Source organism: Sphingopyxis fribergensis, assembly GCF_000803645.1.
GTDB classification, from domain to species: domain Bacteria; phylum Pseudomonadota; class Alphaproteobacteria; order Sphingomonadales; family Sphingomonadaceae; genus Sphingopyxis; species Sphingopyxis fribergensis.
On record NZ_CP009122.1, the window covers coordinates 3,084,857 to 3,104,182 of the forward strand.

The following is a 19,326-nucleotide window of genomic DNA, read 5'->3' on the forward strand; positions in this document are numbered from 1 at the left end:
CATATAATATAAAGACGACAGGACACAAGACCCATGGCCTCCATCCCGCTTTCCCCCGCTGCCGCAGATGCGCCGTTTAACCCGGCGGCGATGCCCGATGCCCGGAAATATCTGATCTTTGCAGTGATGGCGTTCGGCCAGTTCATGGCGCTGATCGACATCCAGATCGTCGCCGCGTCGCTCAACGAGGTGCAGGCGGGACTCAGCGCGGGGCCCGACGAAATCAGCTGGGTGCAGACCGCCTATCTGATGGCCGAGCTCGTCATGATCCCCTTCGCAGCCTTCCTCGCGCAGGCGCTCTCGACGCGCTGGCTGTTCGCGGCGTCGGCGGGGCTGTTCACGATCGCGTCCATGCTCTGCGGGCTCGCGTGGAACATCGAATCGATGATCCTGTTCCGCGCGGCGCAGGGCTTTGTCGGCGGCGCGATGATCCCGACGGTGTTCGCGACGGGCTATATGCTGTTCGAGGGCAAGCAGCGCGCGATGATCCCCGCGATCCTCGGCATGGTGTCGGTGCTCGCGCCCACATTGGGCCCGACGGTCGGCGGCTGGATCACCGACGCGATGGGTTGGCGCTGGGTCTTCTTCATCAACGTCGTGCCCGGCGCCGCGGTGACGCTCGCGATCATAGCGCTAGTCAAGATCGACAGGCCGAACCTGCCGATGCTGCGCCGCATCGACTGGGTCCACCTCGCCTCGATGGCGGTGTTTCTTGCCGGGCTCGAGTTCGTGCTTGAAGAAGGGCCGAAGCATGAATGGTTCAGCGAACCGTCGATCGCGATCGGCGCGTGGCTGTCGTTCGTCGCTTTCGGCCTGTTCCTCGAACGCTCGTTCCGCTCCGACGGGCCGATCGTGAAGCTGACCCCATTCCGCAAGCCGACCTTCGTCTTCGCCTGCGTCTTCAACCTCGTGATCGGGTTCGGCCTTTATGCCAGTACCTATCTGGTGCCCATCTTCCTCGGCCGGGTGCAGGGATACAACGCGTCGGAAATCGGCACGACGGTGTTCGTCTCCGGAATCGCGCAATTGCTCGGCGTGCCGATCGCCGCGGCGCTGTCGCAAAAGGTCGACCAGCGCATCGTCATTACCTTCGGGCTCAGTCTGTTCGCGGTGGGCCTCTGGATGTTCAGCTTCATGACCCCCGAATGGGGCTTTGCCGCGCTCTTCTGGCCGCAGGTCGTGCGCAGCTTCGCGATCATGTTGTGCATCGTCCCCTCGGTCGGCCTCGCGCTCGGCAATTTCGAAGGGCCGGAGCTGCGCTATGCCTCGGGCCTGTTCAACCTGATGCGCAACCTCGGCGGCGCGATCGGCATCGCGCTCGTCAACACCTGGCTCGGCGACAATTTGCGACTGCACATGCTGCGGCTTTCCGAAGCGCTCGGCCGGTCGAGCGAAGCCGCGAACGAAGCTGCGGCAGGGCTGGCGCAATCGATCGGCCATTATGTCGCCGACCCCGCGCTCGCGGCGCAAATGGCGAGCGGAACGCTGGCGCGCATCATCGGGCGCGAGGCGCTGACCCTCGCCTTCGACGACGTGTTCCGCCTGATGGCTTACCTCTTCCTCGCCGCGCTGGTGATGGTCCCCTTCTGCAAACCCCCGCCGATCGGCGGCCCGGCACCGAAGGATGCCCACTAAATCCGCCCTGTGGCGAAGCCATGGGGAGGTGGCAGCGCGAAGCGCTGACGGAGGGGCGAATAGCGCAACGCCGCCGCCCCTCACCACGCCCTACGGGCGCGGTCCCCTTCCCCACCGCTTCGCAGCAGGGAGGACTTAACGGCAGCTCTCCACCCCAAAGCGGACATCCGAATAATCCTTTCCTACATTATCCGGCCATGCTTCAAACTGGTCGATGGAACACAGCACCCCACCCGCTCCGCTCCTCGCGGACACCTGCCTCGCCTTCACCCCCGTCGCGCAACAACGCAACCGCGCCGACGGCTGGACACCCGAAACGCAGGCCAATTTCATCCGCGCACTCGAAGCGATGGGCTCGGTCGGCAAGGCGGCGCGCGCCGTCGGCATGGGCCGCGCCTCCGCCTATCGCCTGCGCGAGCGGCCCGAGGCAGCCAGCTTCGCTGCCGCATGGGACCGCGCGATTTTTATGGGCCGCACGCATCAATTCAGCATTGCGATGGACCGTGCGCTCAACGGCGTGACCATCGTCCGCGTGCTGAAGGGCGGCGCGATCGACGTCAGCGGTGGTCCCGACATGGCGGTCGTTAATGCCGCGCTGCGCGAAGACGCCTTCGCTAAAGCGACAAAGGAGACAGAATGAACGCGCCCGTGCGAATCTTTTGTCGCTTTAAGCAAAAAAAAGACCCGCCCCCAGACCCATGTCTCCGGGGGCGGGTCCGCGACCCGTCGTCTTTACGGCGCTAGCCGATCAGGCGAGGTCGAAACGGTCGGCGTTCATCACCTTGGTCCAGGCCTTGACGAAATCCTTGACGAATTTCTCTTCATGGCCCGTTTCGGCATAGACTTCGGCGACCGCGCGCAGTTCCGAGTTCGAGCCGAAGATCAGGTCGGCACGCGTCGCGCGCCAGGTTTCGCCGCCGCCCTTGCGGTCGGTGGCGACATATTCCTGGTCGTCCGATCCGTCGACGGCCTTCCACACGTTGGTCATGTCGAGCAAGTTGACGAAGAAGTCGTTGGTCAACTGCCCCGAACGCTTGGTAAAGTGGCCATGCCCGCGCTCGCCGTGATTGGCGCCGAGCACGCGCAGCCCGCCGACCAACACCGTCATTTCGGGCACCGACAGGCCGAGCAGCGATGCGCGGTCGAGCATCATTTCCTCGGTCTTCACCGCCAGCTTTTTCTTGCCGACATAGTTGCGGAACGCGTCGGCTTCGGGCTCCATCACCTCGAAGCTTTCGGCGTCGGTCTGTTCCGCACTCGCATCGCCGCGACCGCCCGTGAACGGCACCGGAACGTTAAAGCCCGCCTCCTTGATCGCCTTTTCAATCCCGACCACACCGCCGAGCACGATCGCATCGGCCATCGACATGTTGCCGCGCAGGCCGTCGAGCGTGCTCAGCACCTTGCCGAGGATTGCAGGTTCGTTGACGTCCCAGTCCTTCTGCGGGGCGAGGCGAACACGCGCGCCATTGGCGCCGCCGCGATGGTCCGACTTGCGATAAGTGCTCGCCGATGCCCAGGCCGCCTTGACCAGTTCGCTGACCGTCAAACCGCTCGCGGCGATCTTGTCCTTCACCGCCTTCACTTCGGCGTCCGACGGCATGGTGCCGGCCGGGATCGGATCCTGCCAAATCAGGTCTTCGGCCGGGACCTCGGGGCCGAGGTAGCGGACCTTCGGCCCCATGTCGCGGTGGCACAATTTGAACCAGGCGCGCGCGAAAGCATCCTTGAACGCTTCGTGATCGCTCCGGAACTTCTCGCTGATCTTGCGGAATTCCGGGTCCATCTTGAGCGCCATGTCGGCGGTCGTCATCATCGTCGGAACCTTCAGGTTCGGATCCCAGGCCGCCGGGGCCATATCCTCTTCCTTCTGGTTGATCGGCTGCCATTGCTGCGCGCCGGCGGGCGAGCGGACGAGCTCATAATCATAGTCGAGCAGCAGGCGGAAATAATTTTCACTCCATTCAGTCGGCGTGTTGACCCACGCTCCCTCGATACCGCTGGTCACGGCGTGTTCGCCGATGCCGCCGCTTTCGTGGCTGCTGACCCAGCCGAAACCCTGCGCCGCCAGATCGCCGCCGGAGGGCGCCGCGCCGAGCAGCGACGCGTCGCCATTGCCATGCGCCTTGCCGAACGTATGTCCACCAGCGGTCAGCGCGACGGTTTCCTCATGGTTCATCGCCATGCGCTCGAAGGTTTCCTTGATGTCGCGTGCCGACAGCAAAGGATCGGGATTGCCGCCCGGACCTTCGGGATTGACGTAAATCAGGCCCATCTGGATCGCGGCGAGCGGTCCTTCGATTTCAGCGAACCCCTTGTCGGGATCGATGCGGGTCTGAACACCCTCGTTGACCCATTTGTCCTCGCTGCCCCAATAGATGTCGCGCTCGGGCTCGAACACGTCGGCGCGGCCGCCGCCGAAGCCGAACACCGGGCCGCCCATGCTTTCGATCGCGACATTGCCGGTCAGGATGAACAGGTCGGCCCAGCTGATCTTGTTGCCATATTTCTGCTTGATCGGCCACAGCAGGCGGCGCGCCTTGTCGAGATTGCCATTGTCGGGCCAGCTGTCGAGCGGGGCGAAACGCTGTTGCCCGCTGTTGGCGCCGCCGCGGCCATCGGCGGTGCGATAGGTGCCCGCGGCGTGCCACGCCATGCGGATGAAGAAGGGACCATAATGGCCATAGTCCGCCGGCCACCACGGCTGGCTGTCGGTCATCAATGCGGTCAGGTCGGCCTTCAGCGCCTGATAGTCGAGCAGCGCGAACGCCTTCGAATAATCGAAGTCGTCGCCGAGCGGGTTCGACGAGCCGTTGGGATTGAGGATCTCGGTCGCCAGCATGTCGGGCCACCAATCCTTGTTGGTGCGGCCGAGCAGCGCGCGGACGCCGCCGGGCTGGTGGACCGGGCAACCGCTGCCGATGGGGGTCTGGTCGTTCATGCAGTCTCTCCTTTTAGGGTTTGGGCCTTTTATGGTTTGGGACGGTGGCGCGGCAGGATGACCGGCGCATGACGAGCGGGCGACTTCGTCGTCGCCGAAGGGCTTGTCGCGCGGGCATGGTGCGAGTCGATGCCGTCATCCTTTCGCTCTGAACTGTCGACGATAGGCCGAAGGTCCCAATCGACCTAAACGAATAAGGTGAATTCAGTGATTGAGTGGTCCGATCATAGACACAGCCTCCCGCTGTTCTCCACAGCGCCCATCGCAGAACGGCCACGCCCTGACGTAAGCGGGACGAGCTGCGGAACGTCGAGCATGTCCAACGGGTTGATCGGACGCCGCAATGCTAGATTTACCGCGGCAAAAGGAGATGGAAAGTGGCTAACACCCCCAACCAGCAGAATGATAAAAAACCGCAGTCGGACCGCGACCGCCAACAGCAGCAGCAGGACGGCCAGAACCGCCAGCCCGGCAGCGAACAGCGTCCCGATCAGGGCCGCCAGAACCCACAGCAGCGCTGACACCGTCAGCCTGCACGAGAAAGGGCCGCCCTCACAGGCGGCCCTTTTCATTTGTTTCCCAACCGCCGGATCAGAAGCTGAACTTCACCGTTCCACCCCACGTCCGCGGGTCGCCGACCGTGCCGGCAATCAGGCCGGTGTTGCCAGGCGCTACTTGCAACAGTTCGATATAATTCACGTCGAACGCGTTGCGCACCCAACCGAAGACGTCGACGCCCTCGCTACGGAAACCGATGCGGAAGTTGGTCAGCGCATAGCCCTTGACCTCGGTGTAGATCGACGGCGAGGCGTTCGAATTCCACAGCGAGCGATAATTGCCGTCGACGCCCAGATAGACCTGCCCTTCCTTCGCCAGCAGGGTGGCCGGCGCGTTGGCCTCGGCGCCATAGGAAAAGGCCCATTTCGACACGCCGGGCAGGCGCTGCCCCGAGATGTCGCACTGCCGCGGGCTGAGCGCCCCGGGGACGCCAGGCTGCGAATAATCGGGCACCGCGCTCGCGGGTTGAAGCGTCCCGCCCGACAGTTCGGGCGGGCACGGCGCATTGGTGAACTTCTTGTACTTGGCGTCGGTATAGGCGCCGTTGGCGTAGGCGGTGAAGCGGTCGCTCACGACCACCTTCAAATCTGCCTCGATACCCTGCGACTTCACCTTCTCGGCATTTGCCAGATAGCCGCGCACCGTGCCGAACTGGCCGCCGTTGACGGTTGCCTGGAAATTCTTGATGTCGGTGCGGAACGCCGACAGGTTGAAGGTCGCGCGGCGGTCGAAGAACTGGGTCTTGAGGCCTATTTCATAATGGTTGATCGACTCGGGTTTGACCGTGCTGGCATCGAAATTGACCGTATTGTCGGCATTGAGCGGCAGACCATTCTGGTTGATGCCAAGCGTCTTGAAGCTCTTGGCGTAGGTCGCATAGGCGAGAATATCGGGCGCGACCTTGTAGTTGACGTTGAAGTCGTACGTGAAGTTCCAGGCGCTGTCCGAAGGCGAGCTTTTCTGTGGCTGATAGACGCCGCACTGCGCCGCCAGTACCGAGCCTGCGGGAGGCGCCGGGGTGCAGGAAATGACGCCCCCTGCACCGTTGGTCACGATGCGCTGATAAAAGCCGGACTTCTTGTCGTAGTTGACGCGCGCACCCGGCTGGATGGTCAGGGCGTCGGTCACCTTCCAGCTCAACTGGCCAAACAGTGCCGCGCTGGTGCTCTTGAGATACTGCGTATTGGTGGCGGTCAGACCGTTGAGGATGCTGGGGTCGTTCGCCGGCGCCCCGGTCAGGCTCCAGCGGCTGGCATCGGTGCCCTGCTGCTCGGTGCCTTGCGTGTCGATCCGCTGCTTGAAGCCAAACAGGCCGACGACGAAGTCGATCTTGTCGCCTTCGTAGTTATATCGGAATTCCTGGCTGTACTGATCCTGCTGCGAGGGGTTCTGCGATTTCGAGACGATCGAAAGCCCCGTGAAGTCGCGATCATTCTCGGGCTTCCAATCCCAGAAGCGCCACGCGCTGATCGACGTGAAGGTGCCCGGGCCGACGTCCCACTTCACGCGCACCGACGCGCCGCCGATCTTGTTGCCGGCGTTCAGGCTGGCGTCGATGTCGGCAAGGCGATCGTAGGGATTGGTGCTCGGCACCGCATAATTGCGGCCAGGATTGGCGGCGTTGACCGCCGCAACCAGCGCGTCATATTGGCGGGCGAGCGCGCGCTGGGTCCGACCGACGCGGACATAGGTGGTGCCGTAACCCTCAGGATCCTGCTTGCTATAATCGCCCGCAAGCGTGATGCTGAGATCTTCATTGGGCTGGAACAGCAACTGGCCCCGAAGGCCAAGATTGTCCTGTTCGTTGATCCAGCGGTCGCTGGTGACATTGAAAAGCGTCCCGCGCCGGCTGGTCGCGGCGATCGCGATGCGCGCTGCGATCTTGTCGGTCAGCGGGCCAGAGATCGCGGCCTTGGCCTGACGATAATTGAGGTTGCCGACGCTCACCTCGGCGCGACCCTCGAAATCGAAGGTCGGCTGGTTGGTCGTGATGTTGATCGCGCCGGCGGTAGTGTTCTTACCGTACAGCGTGCCCTGCGGCCCGCGCAGAACCTCGACCTGCGCGACATCGAGAAAGTCGAAGGTCGCCGCGGCAACGCGCGAATTATAGACGTCGTCGACATAGATGCCGACGCCCTGCTCGAAGCCGTCGCTGGTCAGGCCGAACGGCACGCCGAGGCCGCGGATGTTGACCGAGGTATTGCGCGGGTTCGAGGTATAGACCTGCAGCGTCGGCGCGAGCTGCTGAAGCTTCACAACGTTGAAGTTGCCGGTCGCTTCGATCGAATCGCCACGGATCACCGAGATCGCGACCGGTACTTCCTGCGCGGTTTCCTGACGGCGACGCGCGGTGACGATGATGATGTCGCCGCGGCTTGTCTGGTCTTCGGCCTCGTCCGTAACGGCCGCCGACGCTGCCGCCCCGGCATCGTCGGCAATCGCGGCCTCATCGGCGGCGGCGGGGGTGGCGGCGCACGCCATCACCAAGGCAAGAGTGAGCGAAGAGGCCTGCACGCGTCGGCGGACCGAAGGATATTTCGCAGTCATGGGTCAATTCCTGTTGCATAGAAATCACCACGTCCGGATGTCCGGTCTGCGGCAGAAGGGGACATGGTCCCCGTTGGGAGCGGTTGAATCAGTTGGGGTAGCGGTGACGTTCGGTCACATCGACCTGCACCAGCCGTCCCTCATGGACGGTGAGCTGGATCGCGCCGAACTTCAGCTTTCCCAGTGCTTCGAGCACGGTCTGGACGGCGCGCGGCACCTCTTCGGGGCCGCCGTTGGCAGCCTCCTTGACGGAGCTCATGATATTCCCTTTCCCTTTTGGACTGGCCGCCGCACTTTATGCCAAGTAAATTAGTAGACAATCATTGTTTTCCTTTCTGCGCCGAAAGGTTCGGTTGTCGCGCCCAATGGACAGCGCCGAATGGATTCAGGCGTGCGACGGACCGACCGGCTGGGCGACGCGAGGGATTGCGCGCGAGTCCCAGTGCTGGCAAAGGCTGGCTCAATGAGCAAAATTAACGATCTGATGGTCCGCGGAACCGATCTTCTCGGCAGCGACTATGCCATTCTCTGCGGCGCAATGAGCTGGGTTTCCGAACGCCATCTGGTCAGCGCAATCAGCAATGCCGGCGGGTTTGGCGTGATCGCGTGCGGCGCGATGACGCCCGAACTGCTCGATACCGAAATCGCCGCGACAAAGGCGCTCGCGACGCGCAATTTCGGGGTCAACCTGATCACCATGCACCCGCAATTGTTCGACCTGATCGACGTCTGCGCAAAACATGACGTCGGCCATGTCGTCCTCGCCGGCGGCCTGCCACCCAAGGGCAGCCTCGAGGCCATCAAGGCATCGGGCGCCAAGGTCATCTGCTTTGCCCCGACGCTGGCGATGGGCAAGAAGCTCGTCCGTTCGGGCGTCGATGCGTTGGTGATCGAGGGGATGGAGGCCGGGGGTCATATCGGCCCGGTGTCGACAAGCGTGCTCGCGCAGGAAATCCTGCCGACACTGGCCAACGAAGTTCCGGTGTTCGTCGCTGGCGGCATCGGCCGCGGCGAGGCGATCGCCGCCTATCTGGAGATGGGCGCGTCGGGGGTCCAGCTTGGCACGCGCTTCGTCTGCGCGACGGAAAGCATTGCGCACCCCAATTTCAAGAAGGCCTTTCTCCGCGCTTCGGCGCGCGAAGCCATCGCAAGTGTCCAGATCGACCCGCGCCTGCCGGTGATCCCGGTCCGCGCGCTCAAGAATGCGGGCACCGAAGCCTTTACCGCCAAACAGCGCGAAGTCGCCAACAAGCTCGATGGCGGCGAAATCGACATGATGGAGGCGCAGCTCGAAATCGAGCATTATTGGGCCGGTGCGCTGCGCCGCGCGGTGATCGACGGCGACGTCGAAAATGGTTCGTTAATGGCAGGGCAATCTGTCGGTATGGTATCCGAAGAAGAGAATGTGGCAGCAATCGTCGCATCTCTGGTGCAACAGGCCGAAGCCGCGTTGCACGCTCGGGGTTGATGCTGCAGAAAATCGCAGCTGGGGAGTGGGTCATGAATTTGTCGCGTAAGATCATCGTAGCAGGCTTGCTGGCGAGCGTCGCCGCTTGTGCGCCCAAACCGCCGCCGCCTCCCCCGCCACCGCCGCCGCCGGTCGTCGTCGTCATTCCGCCGCGGCCGCTACCGCCCGGCAACGCCGCTCTGACGCAGATACTGCCGGGCCGTGCGCTCGACGGCCAATTCGTGACGGCGAACAGCAATGTGACCGGCGACCGCGCCTTCTGGCAGCTCAAGATCGGGCTCAACGTCGCCGCGATCGGCTGCCGCGGCGTTGAGGAAACGACACTTGTTTCGGCATATAACAACATAATCAAGACCCACGGCAAGGTGATCAAGTCGACCGAAAAGGCAGTGATCACGCAGCTTGGCAAGGAAAACAAAACCAACGGCGTTGCGGCGCGCGACCGCCTTTCGACACAGCTGTTCAACTATTTCGCCCAGCCGCCGGCGCAGCGAGGCTTCTGTGCGCGCGCCAACGAAATTGCCCAGCTGGTTTCGGCGACGCCGACCGCGCAGGTGATCGAACAGGCCCCCGCGCAGCTCGCGCGGCTCGATCAGCCGTTCCACGAATTTTATGAGGCCTATGCCAAATATCAGGCGGACGTCGTCGCCTGGGACGCCCAATATGCACGTCCGCCAGCGATCATGACCGCGCCAGCCGCCCCGATCACCACCCCGGCACAGCCCGCGACCTCGCCGTCCGGCGTCTGATTTACTTTCGGAGCCGGGCGGCATTGTTGCATTCGCGCAACGCCGCCCGAGCGCCGTGACACAATCTTTTTCGGTTCATCGCATTTTGCCAGTCACCCGCCGCTGGGGGGGGGTACCGTCATGGCACCGAACGCGCGTCGTTGCATCCTGTGCGGTGCGTAAAAATCCCGATCTTCCTGCCTTTTTTCGCGATCCTTTTCGCTTTGTGCCATTGTAAACCCAAGCTGTAGAAAATACTTTCCGCCGCATTTATCGCTAATTTCCTGCAACCTTTCGACTCTCCCCTGCCGCTTATCGTCTCGCTCGCCGGGATCGTCCGGCCTTGCTCGGGCGCGAGACAGGCAGCAATGGCGTCGCCGCGCGCGACCGCACCTCGACCAGCCGTTCGTCGACTTCTATAACGCCTATACGCGCGATCAGGAGGAACTCGCGGCCTATCGTGCGCAAAGCGGCCACCAGCGACGCACCGAACCGGGCGTGCAAATGGCCGCAGCCAAGCCCTGAGCGAAATTAACTTGGGGTCATAGCAACGGTGCCAAGCATCTGTTAGCAGGGCGGAGCGATGACCAATGCTCCGCCCCCTCCTTCGACCGCGGCCCAGTCGGCACGCACCATCCTGACCCGGTTGCACGAGGTCATGGCGGCGCGCACGAACGCGCAGGGCAAGCTCAACCAGGTCGTCGGCATCATCGGCGAATGCCTCGATAGCGAGGTCTGTTCGATCTATCTGCTGCGCGAAGGCGCGCTCGAACTTTACGCGACACGCGGGTTAAAACAGGAAGCGGTACACGTCACCCGTCTCGGCCTCGGCGAAGGCCTCGTCGGCATGATCGCCGACCAGATCGAGACGCTGAACCTCGACGAAGCCGCCGCGCATCCCGACTTTTCCTATCGCCCCGAAACCGGCGAGGAATTGTTCCACAGCTTTGCTGGTGTCCCGATCATCCGCCGCGAGCGTGCGGTCGGCGTCCTGTGCGTCCAGCACAGCGATCCGCGCCGCTATGACGACATCGAGATCGAGACGCTCCAGACCGTCGCGATGGTGCTGTCCGAACTGATTTCCAACGCCGACCTGGTCGACACCGCCGCGCGCACCGACGCCGCCGCGGCTGATCAGTCGGCGCAGCGGCTGAACGGACAAAAGCTGGTCGACGGCATGGGCGCCGGGGTCGCGGTGTTTCACCAGCCGCGCATCACGATCGAGCACACCGTCGCCGACGATACCGAGGCCGAGCGCCACCGGGTCTACGCCGCGTTCGACAAGATGCGCGAACAGATCGACCGCATGGCGAGCTCGGCCGATTTCGGCGTGGGCGGCGAGCATGAAGAGGTCATCGAGACCTACAAGATGTTCGCCTATGACGAAGGCTGGTCGCGGCGGATCAACGAAGCGATCGACAGCGGCCTGACTGCCGAGGCGGCGATCGAACGTGTCCAGCAACGCACGCGCATGCGCATGCGCCAGATCGACGACCCGCTACTGCGTGACCGCATGCACGACCTCGAGGATCTGTCGAACCGGCTGATCCGCATCGTGTCGGGACAGATGGGCACTGCGGCGCAAATGGGCGGACTGCGGCAAGATTCGATCCTGATCGCGCGCAACCTCGGCCCCGCCGAGCTGCTCGAATATGATCGCCGCCGCCTGAAGGGTGTCGTGCTTGAGGAAGGTTCGCTGACCGCGCACGTCATCATCGTAGCACGCGCGATGGGGGTTCCCGTCATGGGCCGCGTCAGCGACGTGCGCGCTTCGATCCGCGAAGGCGATTTGCTGCTGCTCGATTCGGCAGCGGGCACGGTGCATGTCCGCCCGACCCAAGCGGTGCAGGATGCGTTCGACGCCAAGCTGGAAGTGTCGCAAAAGCGCCGCGCCAACCTCGCAGCGCTCCGCGACCTGCCTGCGGTCACCAAAGACGGCGTGCCGATCGAGCTGATGATCAACGCCGGACTGCGTGAGGATATCGCGGCGCTCGACCTGACCGGCGCGCGCGGGATCGGGCTGTTCCGTACCGAATTCCAGTTCCTTGTGTCGGCGACCTTGCCGTCGCGCGACCGCCAGCAGCGGCTGTACCGCGACGTACTCGATGCCGCAGGCGACCGCCCAGTAATCTTCCGCACCGTCGACATCGGCGGCGACAAGGCGTTGCCCTATATGAACGTCGGCGACAGCGCGCTGGAGGAAAATCCGGCGATGGGCTGGCGCGCGTTGCGGCTCGCGCTCGAGCGCGAGGGGCTGCTTAAGGTTCAGGCGCGCGCTCTAATGGAAGCGGCCGCCGGGCGGACGCTCAACGTCATGTTTCCGATGGTGTCCGAACCTTGGGAATATGAAGCCGCGCGCGCCCTGTTCGTCGCGCAGCGCGCCTGGCTCGCGAGCCACAACAAGAAATTGCCCGTCGCGATCCGCTATGGCGCGATGCTCGAAGTGCCGGGCCTGCTCGAAACGCTCGACCTGATGCTGCCGCATCTCGATTTCCTGTCGGTCGGCACCAACGACCTCACCCAGTTCCTGTTCGCCGCCGACCGCGCGCATCCGCGGCTCGCCGAACGCTATGACTGGTTGTCGCCGACCGTCATGCGCTACCTTGCGCGCGTCGTCCGCACCGTGTCGGGATCGAAGGTTGCACTGGGCGTTTGCGGCGAAATGGGCGGGCGGCCGCTCGAGGCGATGGCGCTCCTCGGCGTCGGCATCGAACGGCTGTCGATCACCCCCGCCGGCGTCGGCCCGGTCAAGGCGATGATCCGTTCGCTCGACCTCGGCGCGCTGCGCGCCGATATGCCCGCGATCCTCGCCCAACCCTCGTCGAACCCGCGCGGCCAGTATCAGGACTGGGCGCAGCAACATCAGGTCGATCTCGGCGATTAATCCATGCTTTCGACCCGAAATTAACCTTTCAACAGGGATGTTTTGGTTAATACACTCTTGCACCCACTCGGGAGGCTGGAGAAGATGATGCAGTTGGTCAAACGGTCTTACGCGGGTGTCATGCACACGATCGCGAACCTTAGTCCGATGGAAAAGCTCGCCGAGAACGCGCGGAACAGCGACGAATATGGCTGGCGGCGCTGGTCGGCATCGCTGCTCGCAATCCACGATATCGAACGCATGATCGCGCTGGGTCTTCCCTGGTGGAACGTCGCCGCCACGCGCGAAGTCGCCGAGTTTCTCCGTGCACGCCCCAAGGCGCGCGTGTTCGAATATGGCGCGGGCGCGAGCACCATCTGGCTCGCACGCCACGCCGCCAGCGTCGTGTCGGTCGAACATCATGCCGAATGGCACCAGCGCCTGACCAAAGAGGTCGCGCATTTCCCGCACATCCAATTGCTGCACCGCGCGCTCGAAGGCGATGGCTATATCGGCGCGATCGACGCGGCGGAGGGCCCCTTCGACCTGATCGTCGTCGACGGCCGCCGCCGCACCGAATGCCTCGCGCACGCGATCCCGCATCTGGCGCCCGGTGGCATCATCCTGCTCGATGACAGCGGCCGCAGCCGTTACCGCAGCGCGATCGAAACCTGCGGGCTCAAAGAGCGTCGTCATTTCGGCCGCTCCTATTGCGTCCCCTACCCCGATTTCACCAGTCTCCTTTATGGCTGAAACGGCCGCGGCAAGCCGCCGCCCGTCCTTCGAACGGGTCGGGCGGTGGGTCGGCGGCGCGGCGCTGGCGGGCAGCATTGCCTTTATCGGCGAGCGGCTGTGGCGCCTCGACTGGTCGACGCTCCAGCCGCACGCCTCGTGGGGCCTCGCGGGTGCGATGATCGGCGCACCCCTGCTGTTTGCGGGAGCTGATCGCGCGCTGGCGAGCGCATGGACCGCCGTCGTCGATCCCGAACATATCCAGCAGCCCCGCGACATGTCGCGCATCTATGCGCGCGGTGTGCTCATGAAATATCTGCCGGGGTCGGTGTTCCAATATGTCAGCCGTCAGGTCGAGGGCGCAAAGACCGGGATCGAGCACAAGCTGCTCGCCAAGTCGGTCGTCGTCGAGGTCGGCTTGCACTTTGTCAGCAGCATGTCGGTTGCCGCCGCCTGCCTGACCTTCGAGCGATCACCCGTGATTGCCTTTGCCGCAGCCGTCATCGTCGTCGGCGCGGCATTCGCCGCGCGTCGGCCGCTGTTGACGGCCCTGGCCTTTCAAATTCTCGCCTTTGGCGGGTTTGCCGTGGCGGCCGCGCTGATCGGCGCCGCCGTCCTCCCTGCCGGAACGAGTCTCGCCCATTTTGCCGCGCTGTTCCTGCTGGCGTGGCTGGCGGGCTTTGTCGTGCCGGTGGCGCCGGGCGGGATCGGCGTTCGCGAAGCGGCGCTTCTTGCACTCGCGGGAACCGGTTTGCCGGCAGCGGGACTGATGGCGGCGACGCTGGCGCTCCGCGCATCTTCGATTGCTGGCGATCTGGGATATGGCCTCGCCGCCCTGCGACGCCGCCGCACCTAATCGGCAGTTAGAACGGCATGAACAGCGGACCGCCGGCATCGGGCTGCGCGGGAACCTGGATATCCTTGCCCCATATCAGACGCGCGCCCTTGTCGCCGGCCGTCGAAGCGCGATAGTCGCCGCGATCGAGATGGACGAACTGACCGGGGGCGAGCGTGCGATCGCCGATCGTGACGCTCGCGCCGCCCACCGTGTAGAAACCGGGCACGCGGACCTTGAACGCATGGCCGCTTGCACGCGCCGGAATATCTTCGCCCGCGATCCAGAACGGCCCCCACAGATGCACGAAGGTGTCGCGGATCGCGGCAAGATCACGGGGAAGGAAGGCGGGGACGGGCCCCTTGCCGTTCAGTGCATCCTCGAACATATAATCGTCGTTCACCATCAGGGGAACCGGCTTCGATGCCATGGTTTTCTCAAGGCTGGGGAAACCGCCAAGGAGATATTGGTCGATACCCCAAGGCGTCATGAACACATTGGCTTTGGGAAAGCTGCCGAGCATCGCGCAGCTGTCGAAATAGGCCACGCCGCCCGGGAACATCCTATCGGCGACGCGCAAAATCTGCCGCTGGCGTTCGATCATATTCGGCGGTTCGTTGTAAAAGACGAACCCCGCGCCGAGCAGCAAAAGCGCTGTGACCGATATCGAACGATAACGCGCGACCAGCGATGCCATCACCACGCCGCAAGCGACGGTGACGGGCGGCAGCATATAGACGTAAAAATAGGGCGCGGTGTTGTGATAGAAAAACAGCGTCAGGATCGGCAGATAGAATCCGGTCAGCGCCAGCTTCTCGGGCTTTGGCAGCGCGGCCTTCCACACCATGACCGGGAACGCCAATATGACCAGCGCGAGCACGAGCGACAGCTGCACGCCTTTCACCATCGACAGCCAATAGGTCACATAGCCGAAGTGGAACATCTTGCCGCCGGCGCGCGAGACGACCTTCATCGCCTCGACATCGCTGTTGCCGACAAGGCTGCTGGCGTGCGCCAGATAGATGAGCGCGAAGAACCCGAGCGCTGCCGCGCCGACCGCCGCCAGTTGAAGCAGCAAGCGCCGCTTATTTTCGGCCTCCGACCAGAGGAGCCAGGCGATGCCGAGGAATACCGGGGCGTAGAGGATCGTCTTGATCGTCAGCATCGCCGACAGGCCCGCGAGCAGGCCGGCGGCAAGGATGGGGCCGATGCTTAATCGAAACCGCAGCAAAATCCACGCCGCGGCCATCAGCAGCGCGGCAGCGGGCGCGTCGAAACGAAATGAGGTGCCGTGCTGGAGCACATAGCCCGCGGTCAGATAAATGAGCGCGCAAAAGGCCGCGGGTACGCGCCCGACGAAACGCGACGCGGCACCGAAAATCGCTGCGGCGACGACGATGATGCACAGGAACATGAACATCCGGATCGCGATGATATGGTCGACGCCGAAGCCCGGCAGGTCGACCGCCCAGACGAATGCGCGCGTATAAAGCGTCTGTAACGGTTCGGTCAGCGTGCCCTGCGCGAGTTTCTGCACCTGACTGTAATGATAAAATTCATCCCAGTTGATCGCGCGCGTCAGCGCGAGATAGAGATGGCCCGCCAAAGCGAGGACGATCCCGGCGACCGGCCAGAATAGGGAGCCGGCGCCCGGTATCCGGGACTTCCCGGCAGGCGTGCCGGCCACGGAGGATGTCACGCGGCGCCTTTCCGGCGTGTTTGAACGGCGGGCTCTTGCGCTTCGGGTGCGGCGGACAGCCGCTCCTCGATCTGCCGCAGGCGGACGAGGCTCGCCTCGATCAGCTTGCGGTTAGCGGCGATCAGGTCGGCGAGCACGCCCATCACCGCCACCATGACGCCGAGGACGAGCAGCGCCCCGCCGATCACCAGCGACTGGACATGGCCGTCGCCGGCGCCCTGAATATAGAAGAGCAGGAAGCGGACGATCGGCACGACGCCGACAAAAGCGATCGCAAGACCGAGCCCAACGAAGGCACGCAGCGGGTTGTAGGTCGTATAGGCGCGCGCCATCGTGATCCCGGTGTTGACGATGAAGCGCGGGATCGATTTGAACAGGCGCGACGGACGCAGCGTCGCGTTGGTGCGGATCGGCACACTCAGGATCGACAGCCGCTTGCGGCCCGCCTGGATCAGCATGTCGGTCGTGTAGCTGAACTCGGTCGTGATATTGATGCGTTGCGCCGCATCGCGGCTGATCGCACGAAAGCCGCTGACCGCGTCCGAAACATGAACGTTGGCGAGGCGCTGGACGACCCTACTGCCCAATTCCTGCAACCGGCGCTTGACCGGGCCGAAATGTTCATTGTTGCCGACGCCGCGGTCGCCAACGACGATATCGGCGCGCCCATCGAGGATCGGCGCGACGATCTTGGCAATGTCCTCGCCCACATACTGCCCGTCGGCGTCGGTGTTGACGATGATGTCAGCGCCAGCGGCCAGCGCGGCATCGATACCCGAGCGAAACGCCGCGGCAAGGCCGCGATTGGTACGGTGGCGCACGACATGGTGCACGCCCCACATGCGGGCGACCTGCGCGGTGTTGTCGGTGCTGCCGTCGTCGATGACCAATATCTCGATCGTGTCGATGCCGTCGATCTTGCGCGGCAGCGCGGCGAGCGTCGCGGGAAGATCCTCCGCCTCGTTCAGGCAGGGAATCTGGATGACAAGCTTCATCGTGGCGTCCCCCCGCCCGATGCCGATTGTCCCAGTCCGCTCTGATCCATGGAAGTTCCCCAAAATCCGTGTCTCTGAGGCCTAGAAGCTTGTGGTTAATATCCCGATAATACTCTGCTGCGCCGCATTGTCATTGTGGACATGTTTATGTTATGTTCTCAGTTCGATTCCTCGAGGAGAGAGTGATGACCGATCAAGCACCCCGTGCGAGCGGCCAATGCCATTGCGGCGCGATCCGCTATTCGATGTCGACCGCGGTGCAGCACCATGCGCTCTGCCACTGTCAGGATTGCCGCCGCCACGCGGGCGCGCCGATGGTCGGCTGGGGCCTTGTCGGTCTGGACGAAATCGACATCAGCGGCACGGCGAAGATTTATGCCTCGTCCGAACATGGCCGACGGCATTTCTGCGACAATTGCGGTACCGGGCTCTTCTATACCAACGAAGCGATCTTCCCGGGACAGATCGACGTGCAGATCGCGACGCTTGACGACCCCGATCTGATCCCGGCGCAGGCGCAGATCCAGACCGCCGAACGGATCGGCTGGATGGAAAAGCTTGAGGCGCTTCCATCCTTCGAGCGTTACCCGCCCTTTGAATAGGTTAGCGGTCGGCGGCGACGATCGCCTTCACGAGCGCCGCGGGGTCGAGCCGGTTCTTGTCGTCGTCATATCCTTGACGGACGATAACCAGTGCGCGCGACGGTATGACGACAAGATATTGGCCGCGATTGCCAAAGGCGCCAAAGGCGTCGGCGGGGATGCCGTCCGACTTGTTGAGGAGCCAGAAGCCCGCGCCATAGCCGAACGCGCCGTCGGGTTGCGGCCCGCTCGGCGTCGTGACGAAGCGGCGCCAGTCGGCAGGGAGCAGGCGCTCGCCCTGCCACATCCCGTCGTTCTGATAGAGAAGACCCAGCCGCGCGAGGTCGCGCGCCGTCGTCCATACCTGGCTCGACAGGATATAATCGCCATCCTTGTCATGCTCGACAAAGGTGCGCGTCATGCCGAGCCGGTCGACGAAGGCGGCGGGGTCGAGTGGCGTGCCCGCCTTTTGCAGCGCGGCCTTCAGCGACAGAGTGGCGAGCAACGTATCGTTGTTGGCATAGCGATAATGCGTGTTCGGCGGATTGAGCAGCGGCCATTGCGTGGTCCACTGGCGCACCGACGCGCCGCCCATATAGACCGCATCGCTGCGATTGCCCGCGGTATCGCTGGTCAGCCCGCTCGCCATACGCATCAGCTGTTCGGTCGTGATAGCCGCGCGTGGATCGCCCGGCGACTGCCATTCGGCGATCGAAGCGGGTTTCGTCACGTCGATCCGGCCTTGATAGACTGCATGGCCGATCAAGGTCGCGGCTATCGACTTGGCGACCGAGAAAGTGCGCTGAGCGGTGTGAACGTCGTGCCCACCCCAATAATGTTCGAGCACGATCCGACCGTTCTTGACGACCAGCAGCGAGCTGGAGCGACCACCGAAGCTTGTGATGTCCGTCGCCACTCGGTCAAATTGGGTCAGCCCTCTGGAGATCGGCGCGCGCGCATCCTTGTCGCCGAGCGGCCAAGGCTCGGCGTCGCGGTCGGGTCGCTTCTCGAACGGAACCGCAGCGTCCGCCGGCTTTGCACCGATCGGCAGCGTGACACAGCCCTCGCGCCCATTCCATTCGGCGATGCGCGGCGGCATATCGTCACGATAGCTTACGCTGACCCGCTTCGCCTTGTCGTCGACATCGGCCTTGATCGCGCGAACGTCGACCTCGATCTCGGGGTAGATGCCGGTGAGTTCGTCACGCTCGATCGCCTCGATCGGCTTTCCCGTGCCGTTCCACAACGACGAGCAGACGAACGCAGCGCGATAGCCCGCCGCCCAGGCGCGGTTCAGTTCGGCATTGGGTTTCAGTGCCTGCGCGGCCGTGGGAATTGCGCCGAAGAGAAGCGCGGCTCCAAAGAGCCGCAGCAGCAGCAGGTCAGGGGCGATCGCCGAAAGCCTGCCGCTGCCCCTTTTTCGCCCGATCCCACCAGGCCCTGCGAATGACGTCCGCGACGCGATCGGGATCGTCCGACCCGAAGCGGACGAGCAGCGCGTGCCAGCCTTCATAATGGGGCGTTTGCCAAAAGGTGTCGGGATCGGTTTCAAGCAGGATTTCCTTTTCGTCGGGCTTGCACATCACCGCGAAACTGCCGGGCTCGCGGCCCGGCGAGGCGAGCGTCTTGCCGCCCAGCTTAGGACAGGGGGTACCGTAAAAGGAAAGCATTTCGACATCGGGAAGCGCGCACGCGAACGCGACCACATCGTCCCAGCTGTCAAATGTCGCCGCCATAACGCCGG

At 63.8% G+C, this 19,326-nt stretch carries 16 protein-coding genes; 9 read left to right on the top strand and 7 right to left on the bottom strand.

The window, feature by feature from the left end; genetic code table 11:
* Positions 1-33 precede the first annotated feature (33 nt).
* A complete protein-coding gene (locus SKP52_RS14265) occupies positions 34-1,635 on the top strand; it encodes a DHA2 family efflux MFS transporter permease subunit (RefSeq protein WP_039575747.1) in 1,602 nt (533 codons plus the stop codon).
* 214 nt (positions 1,636-1,849) lie between these two features.
* Positions 1,850-2,275, top strand: a complete 426-nt coding sequence (locus tag SKP52_RS14270; RefSeq protein WP_052208329.1) for a hypothetical protein — start codon at positions 1,850-1,852, stop codon at positions 2,273-2,275.
* A 108-nt stretch (positions 2,276-2,383) separates the two neighbouring features.
* On the opposite strand, the gene katG is transcribed toward SKP52_RS14270, so the two are convergent.
* Positions 2,384-4,576, bottom strand: coding sequence for a catalase/peroxidase HPI (gene katG / locus SKP52_RS14275; protein ID WP_039575750.1), 2,193 nt, complete (start codon positions 4,574-4,576; stop codon positions 2,384-2,386).
* Positions 4,577-4,953: 377 nt separating this feature from the next.
* Here katG and SKP52_RS26525 point away from each other — a divergent pair, with 377 nt between their 5' ends.
* Positions 4,954-5,097, top strand: coding sequence for a hypothetical protein (locus SKP52_RS26525; RefSeq protein ID WP_160292425.1), 144 nt, complete (start codon positions 4,954-4,956; stop codon positions 5,095-5,097).
* Between the two features lie 70 nt (positions 5,098-5,167).
* On the opposite strand, the gene SKP52_RS14285 is transcribed toward SKP52_RS26525, so the two are convergent.
* Both SKP52_RS14285 and SKP52_RS25515 read right to left on the bottom strand, forming a co-directional pair.
* Entirely contained in the window at positions 5,168-7,615 is a 2,448-nt protein-coding gene (locus tag SKP52_RS14285; protein WP_039581130.1) for a TonB-dependent receptor, read from the bottom strand.
* Positions 7,616-7,769: 154 nt separating this feature from the next.
* Complete coding sequence (locus tag SKP52_RS25515; RefSeq protein ID WP_081997383.1) at positions 7,770-7,940, bottom strand: YezD family protein; 171 nt, start codon at positions 7,938-7,940, stop codon at positions 7,770-7,772.
* A 204-nt stretch (positions 7,941-8,144) separates the two neighbouring features.
* Between SKP52_RS25515 and SKP52_RS14290 the strand changes: the two genes are divergently transcribed.
* The 5 genes from SKP52_RS14290 to SKP52_RS14310 all read left to right on the top strand — a co-directional run bounded on the left by SKP52_RS14290 (position 8,145) and on the right by SKP52_RS14310 (position 14,328).
* Positions 8,145-9,149, top strand: a complete 1,005-nt coding sequence (locus tag SKP52_RS14290) for an NAD(P)H-dependent flavin oxidoreductase (protein ID WP_039575753.1) — start codon at positions 8,145-8,147, stop codon at positions 9,147-9,149.
* Between the two features lie 32 nt (positions 9,150-9,181).
* Positions 9,182-9,898, top strand: coding sequence for a hypothetical protein (locus SKP52_RS14295; RefSeq protein ID WP_039575754.1), 717 nt, complete (start codon positions 9,182-9,184; stop codon positions 9,896-9,898).
* A gap of 562 nt (positions 9,899-10,460) precedes the next feature.
* Positions 10,461-12,761, top strand: coding sequence for a phosphoenolpyruvate--protein phosphotransferase (ptsP, locus tag SKP52_RS14300; RefSeq protein ID WP_039575756.1), 2,301 nt, complete (start codon positions 10,461-10,463; stop codon positions 12,759-12,761).
* A gap of 84 nt (positions 12,762-12,845) precedes the next feature.
* Complete coding sequence (locus SKP52_RS14305; RefSeq protein WP_039575757.1) at positions 12,846-13,493, top strand: O-methyltransferase; 648 nt, start codon at positions 12,846-12,848, stop codon at positions 13,491-13,493.
* Complete coding sequence (locus SKP52_RS14310) at positions 13,486-14,328, top strand: hypothetical protein (protein WP_039575761.1); 843 nt, start codon at positions 13,486-13,488, stop codon at positions 14,326-14,328. Before SKP52_RS14305 ends, SKP52_RS14310 begins: the two co-directional genes overlap by 8 nt.
* Positions 14,329-14,335: 7 nt before the next feature.
* Here the strand turns inward: SKP52_RS14310 and SKP52_RS14315 are convergent, their stop codons facing one another.
* The gene (locus SKP52_RS14315; RefSeq protein ID WP_148309135.1) at positions 14,336-16,006 is read right to left on the bottom strand and encodes a glycosyltransferase family 39 protein; all 1,671 of its coding nucleotides are present in this window, start codon (positions 16,004-16,006) and stop codon (positions 14,336-14,338) included.
* On the bottom strand, positions 16,003-17,001 hold the full coding sequence (locus SKP52_RS14320; protein WP_039575765.1) for a glycosyltransferase family 2 protein: 999 nt from the start codon (positions 16,999-17,001) through the stop codon (positions 16,003-16,005). Before SKP52_RS14320 ends, SKP52_RS14315 begins: the two co-directional genes overlap by 4 nt.
* Before the next feature lie 185 nt (positions 17,002-17,186).
* On the opposite strand from SKP52_RS14320, the gene SKP52_RS14325 reads away from it, so the two are divergent.
* Positions 17,187-17,603, top strand: a complete 417-nt coding sequence (locus SKP52_RS14325) for a GFA family protein (protein ID WP_039575768.1) — start codon at positions 17,187-17,189, stop codon at positions 17,601-17,603.
* A 1-nt stretch (position 17,604) separates the two neighbouring features.
* On the opposite strand, the gene SKP52_RS14330 is transcribed toward SKP52_RS14325, so the two are convergent.
* A complete protein-coding gene (locus SKP52_RS14330; RefSeq protein WP_228383924.1) occupies positions 17,605-18,828 on the bottom strand; it encodes a serine hydrolase domain-containing protein in 1,224 nt (407 codons plus the stop codon).
* A 136-nt stretch (positions 18,829-18,964) separates the two neighbouring features.
* Positions 18,965-19,318, bottom strand: a complete 354-nt coding sequence (locus SKP52_RS27035) for an MmcQ/YjbR family DNA-binding protein (RefSeq protein WP_039575770.1) — start codon at positions 19,316-19,318, stop codon at positions 18,965-18,967.
* Positions 19,319-19,326 lie beyond the last annotated feature (8 nt).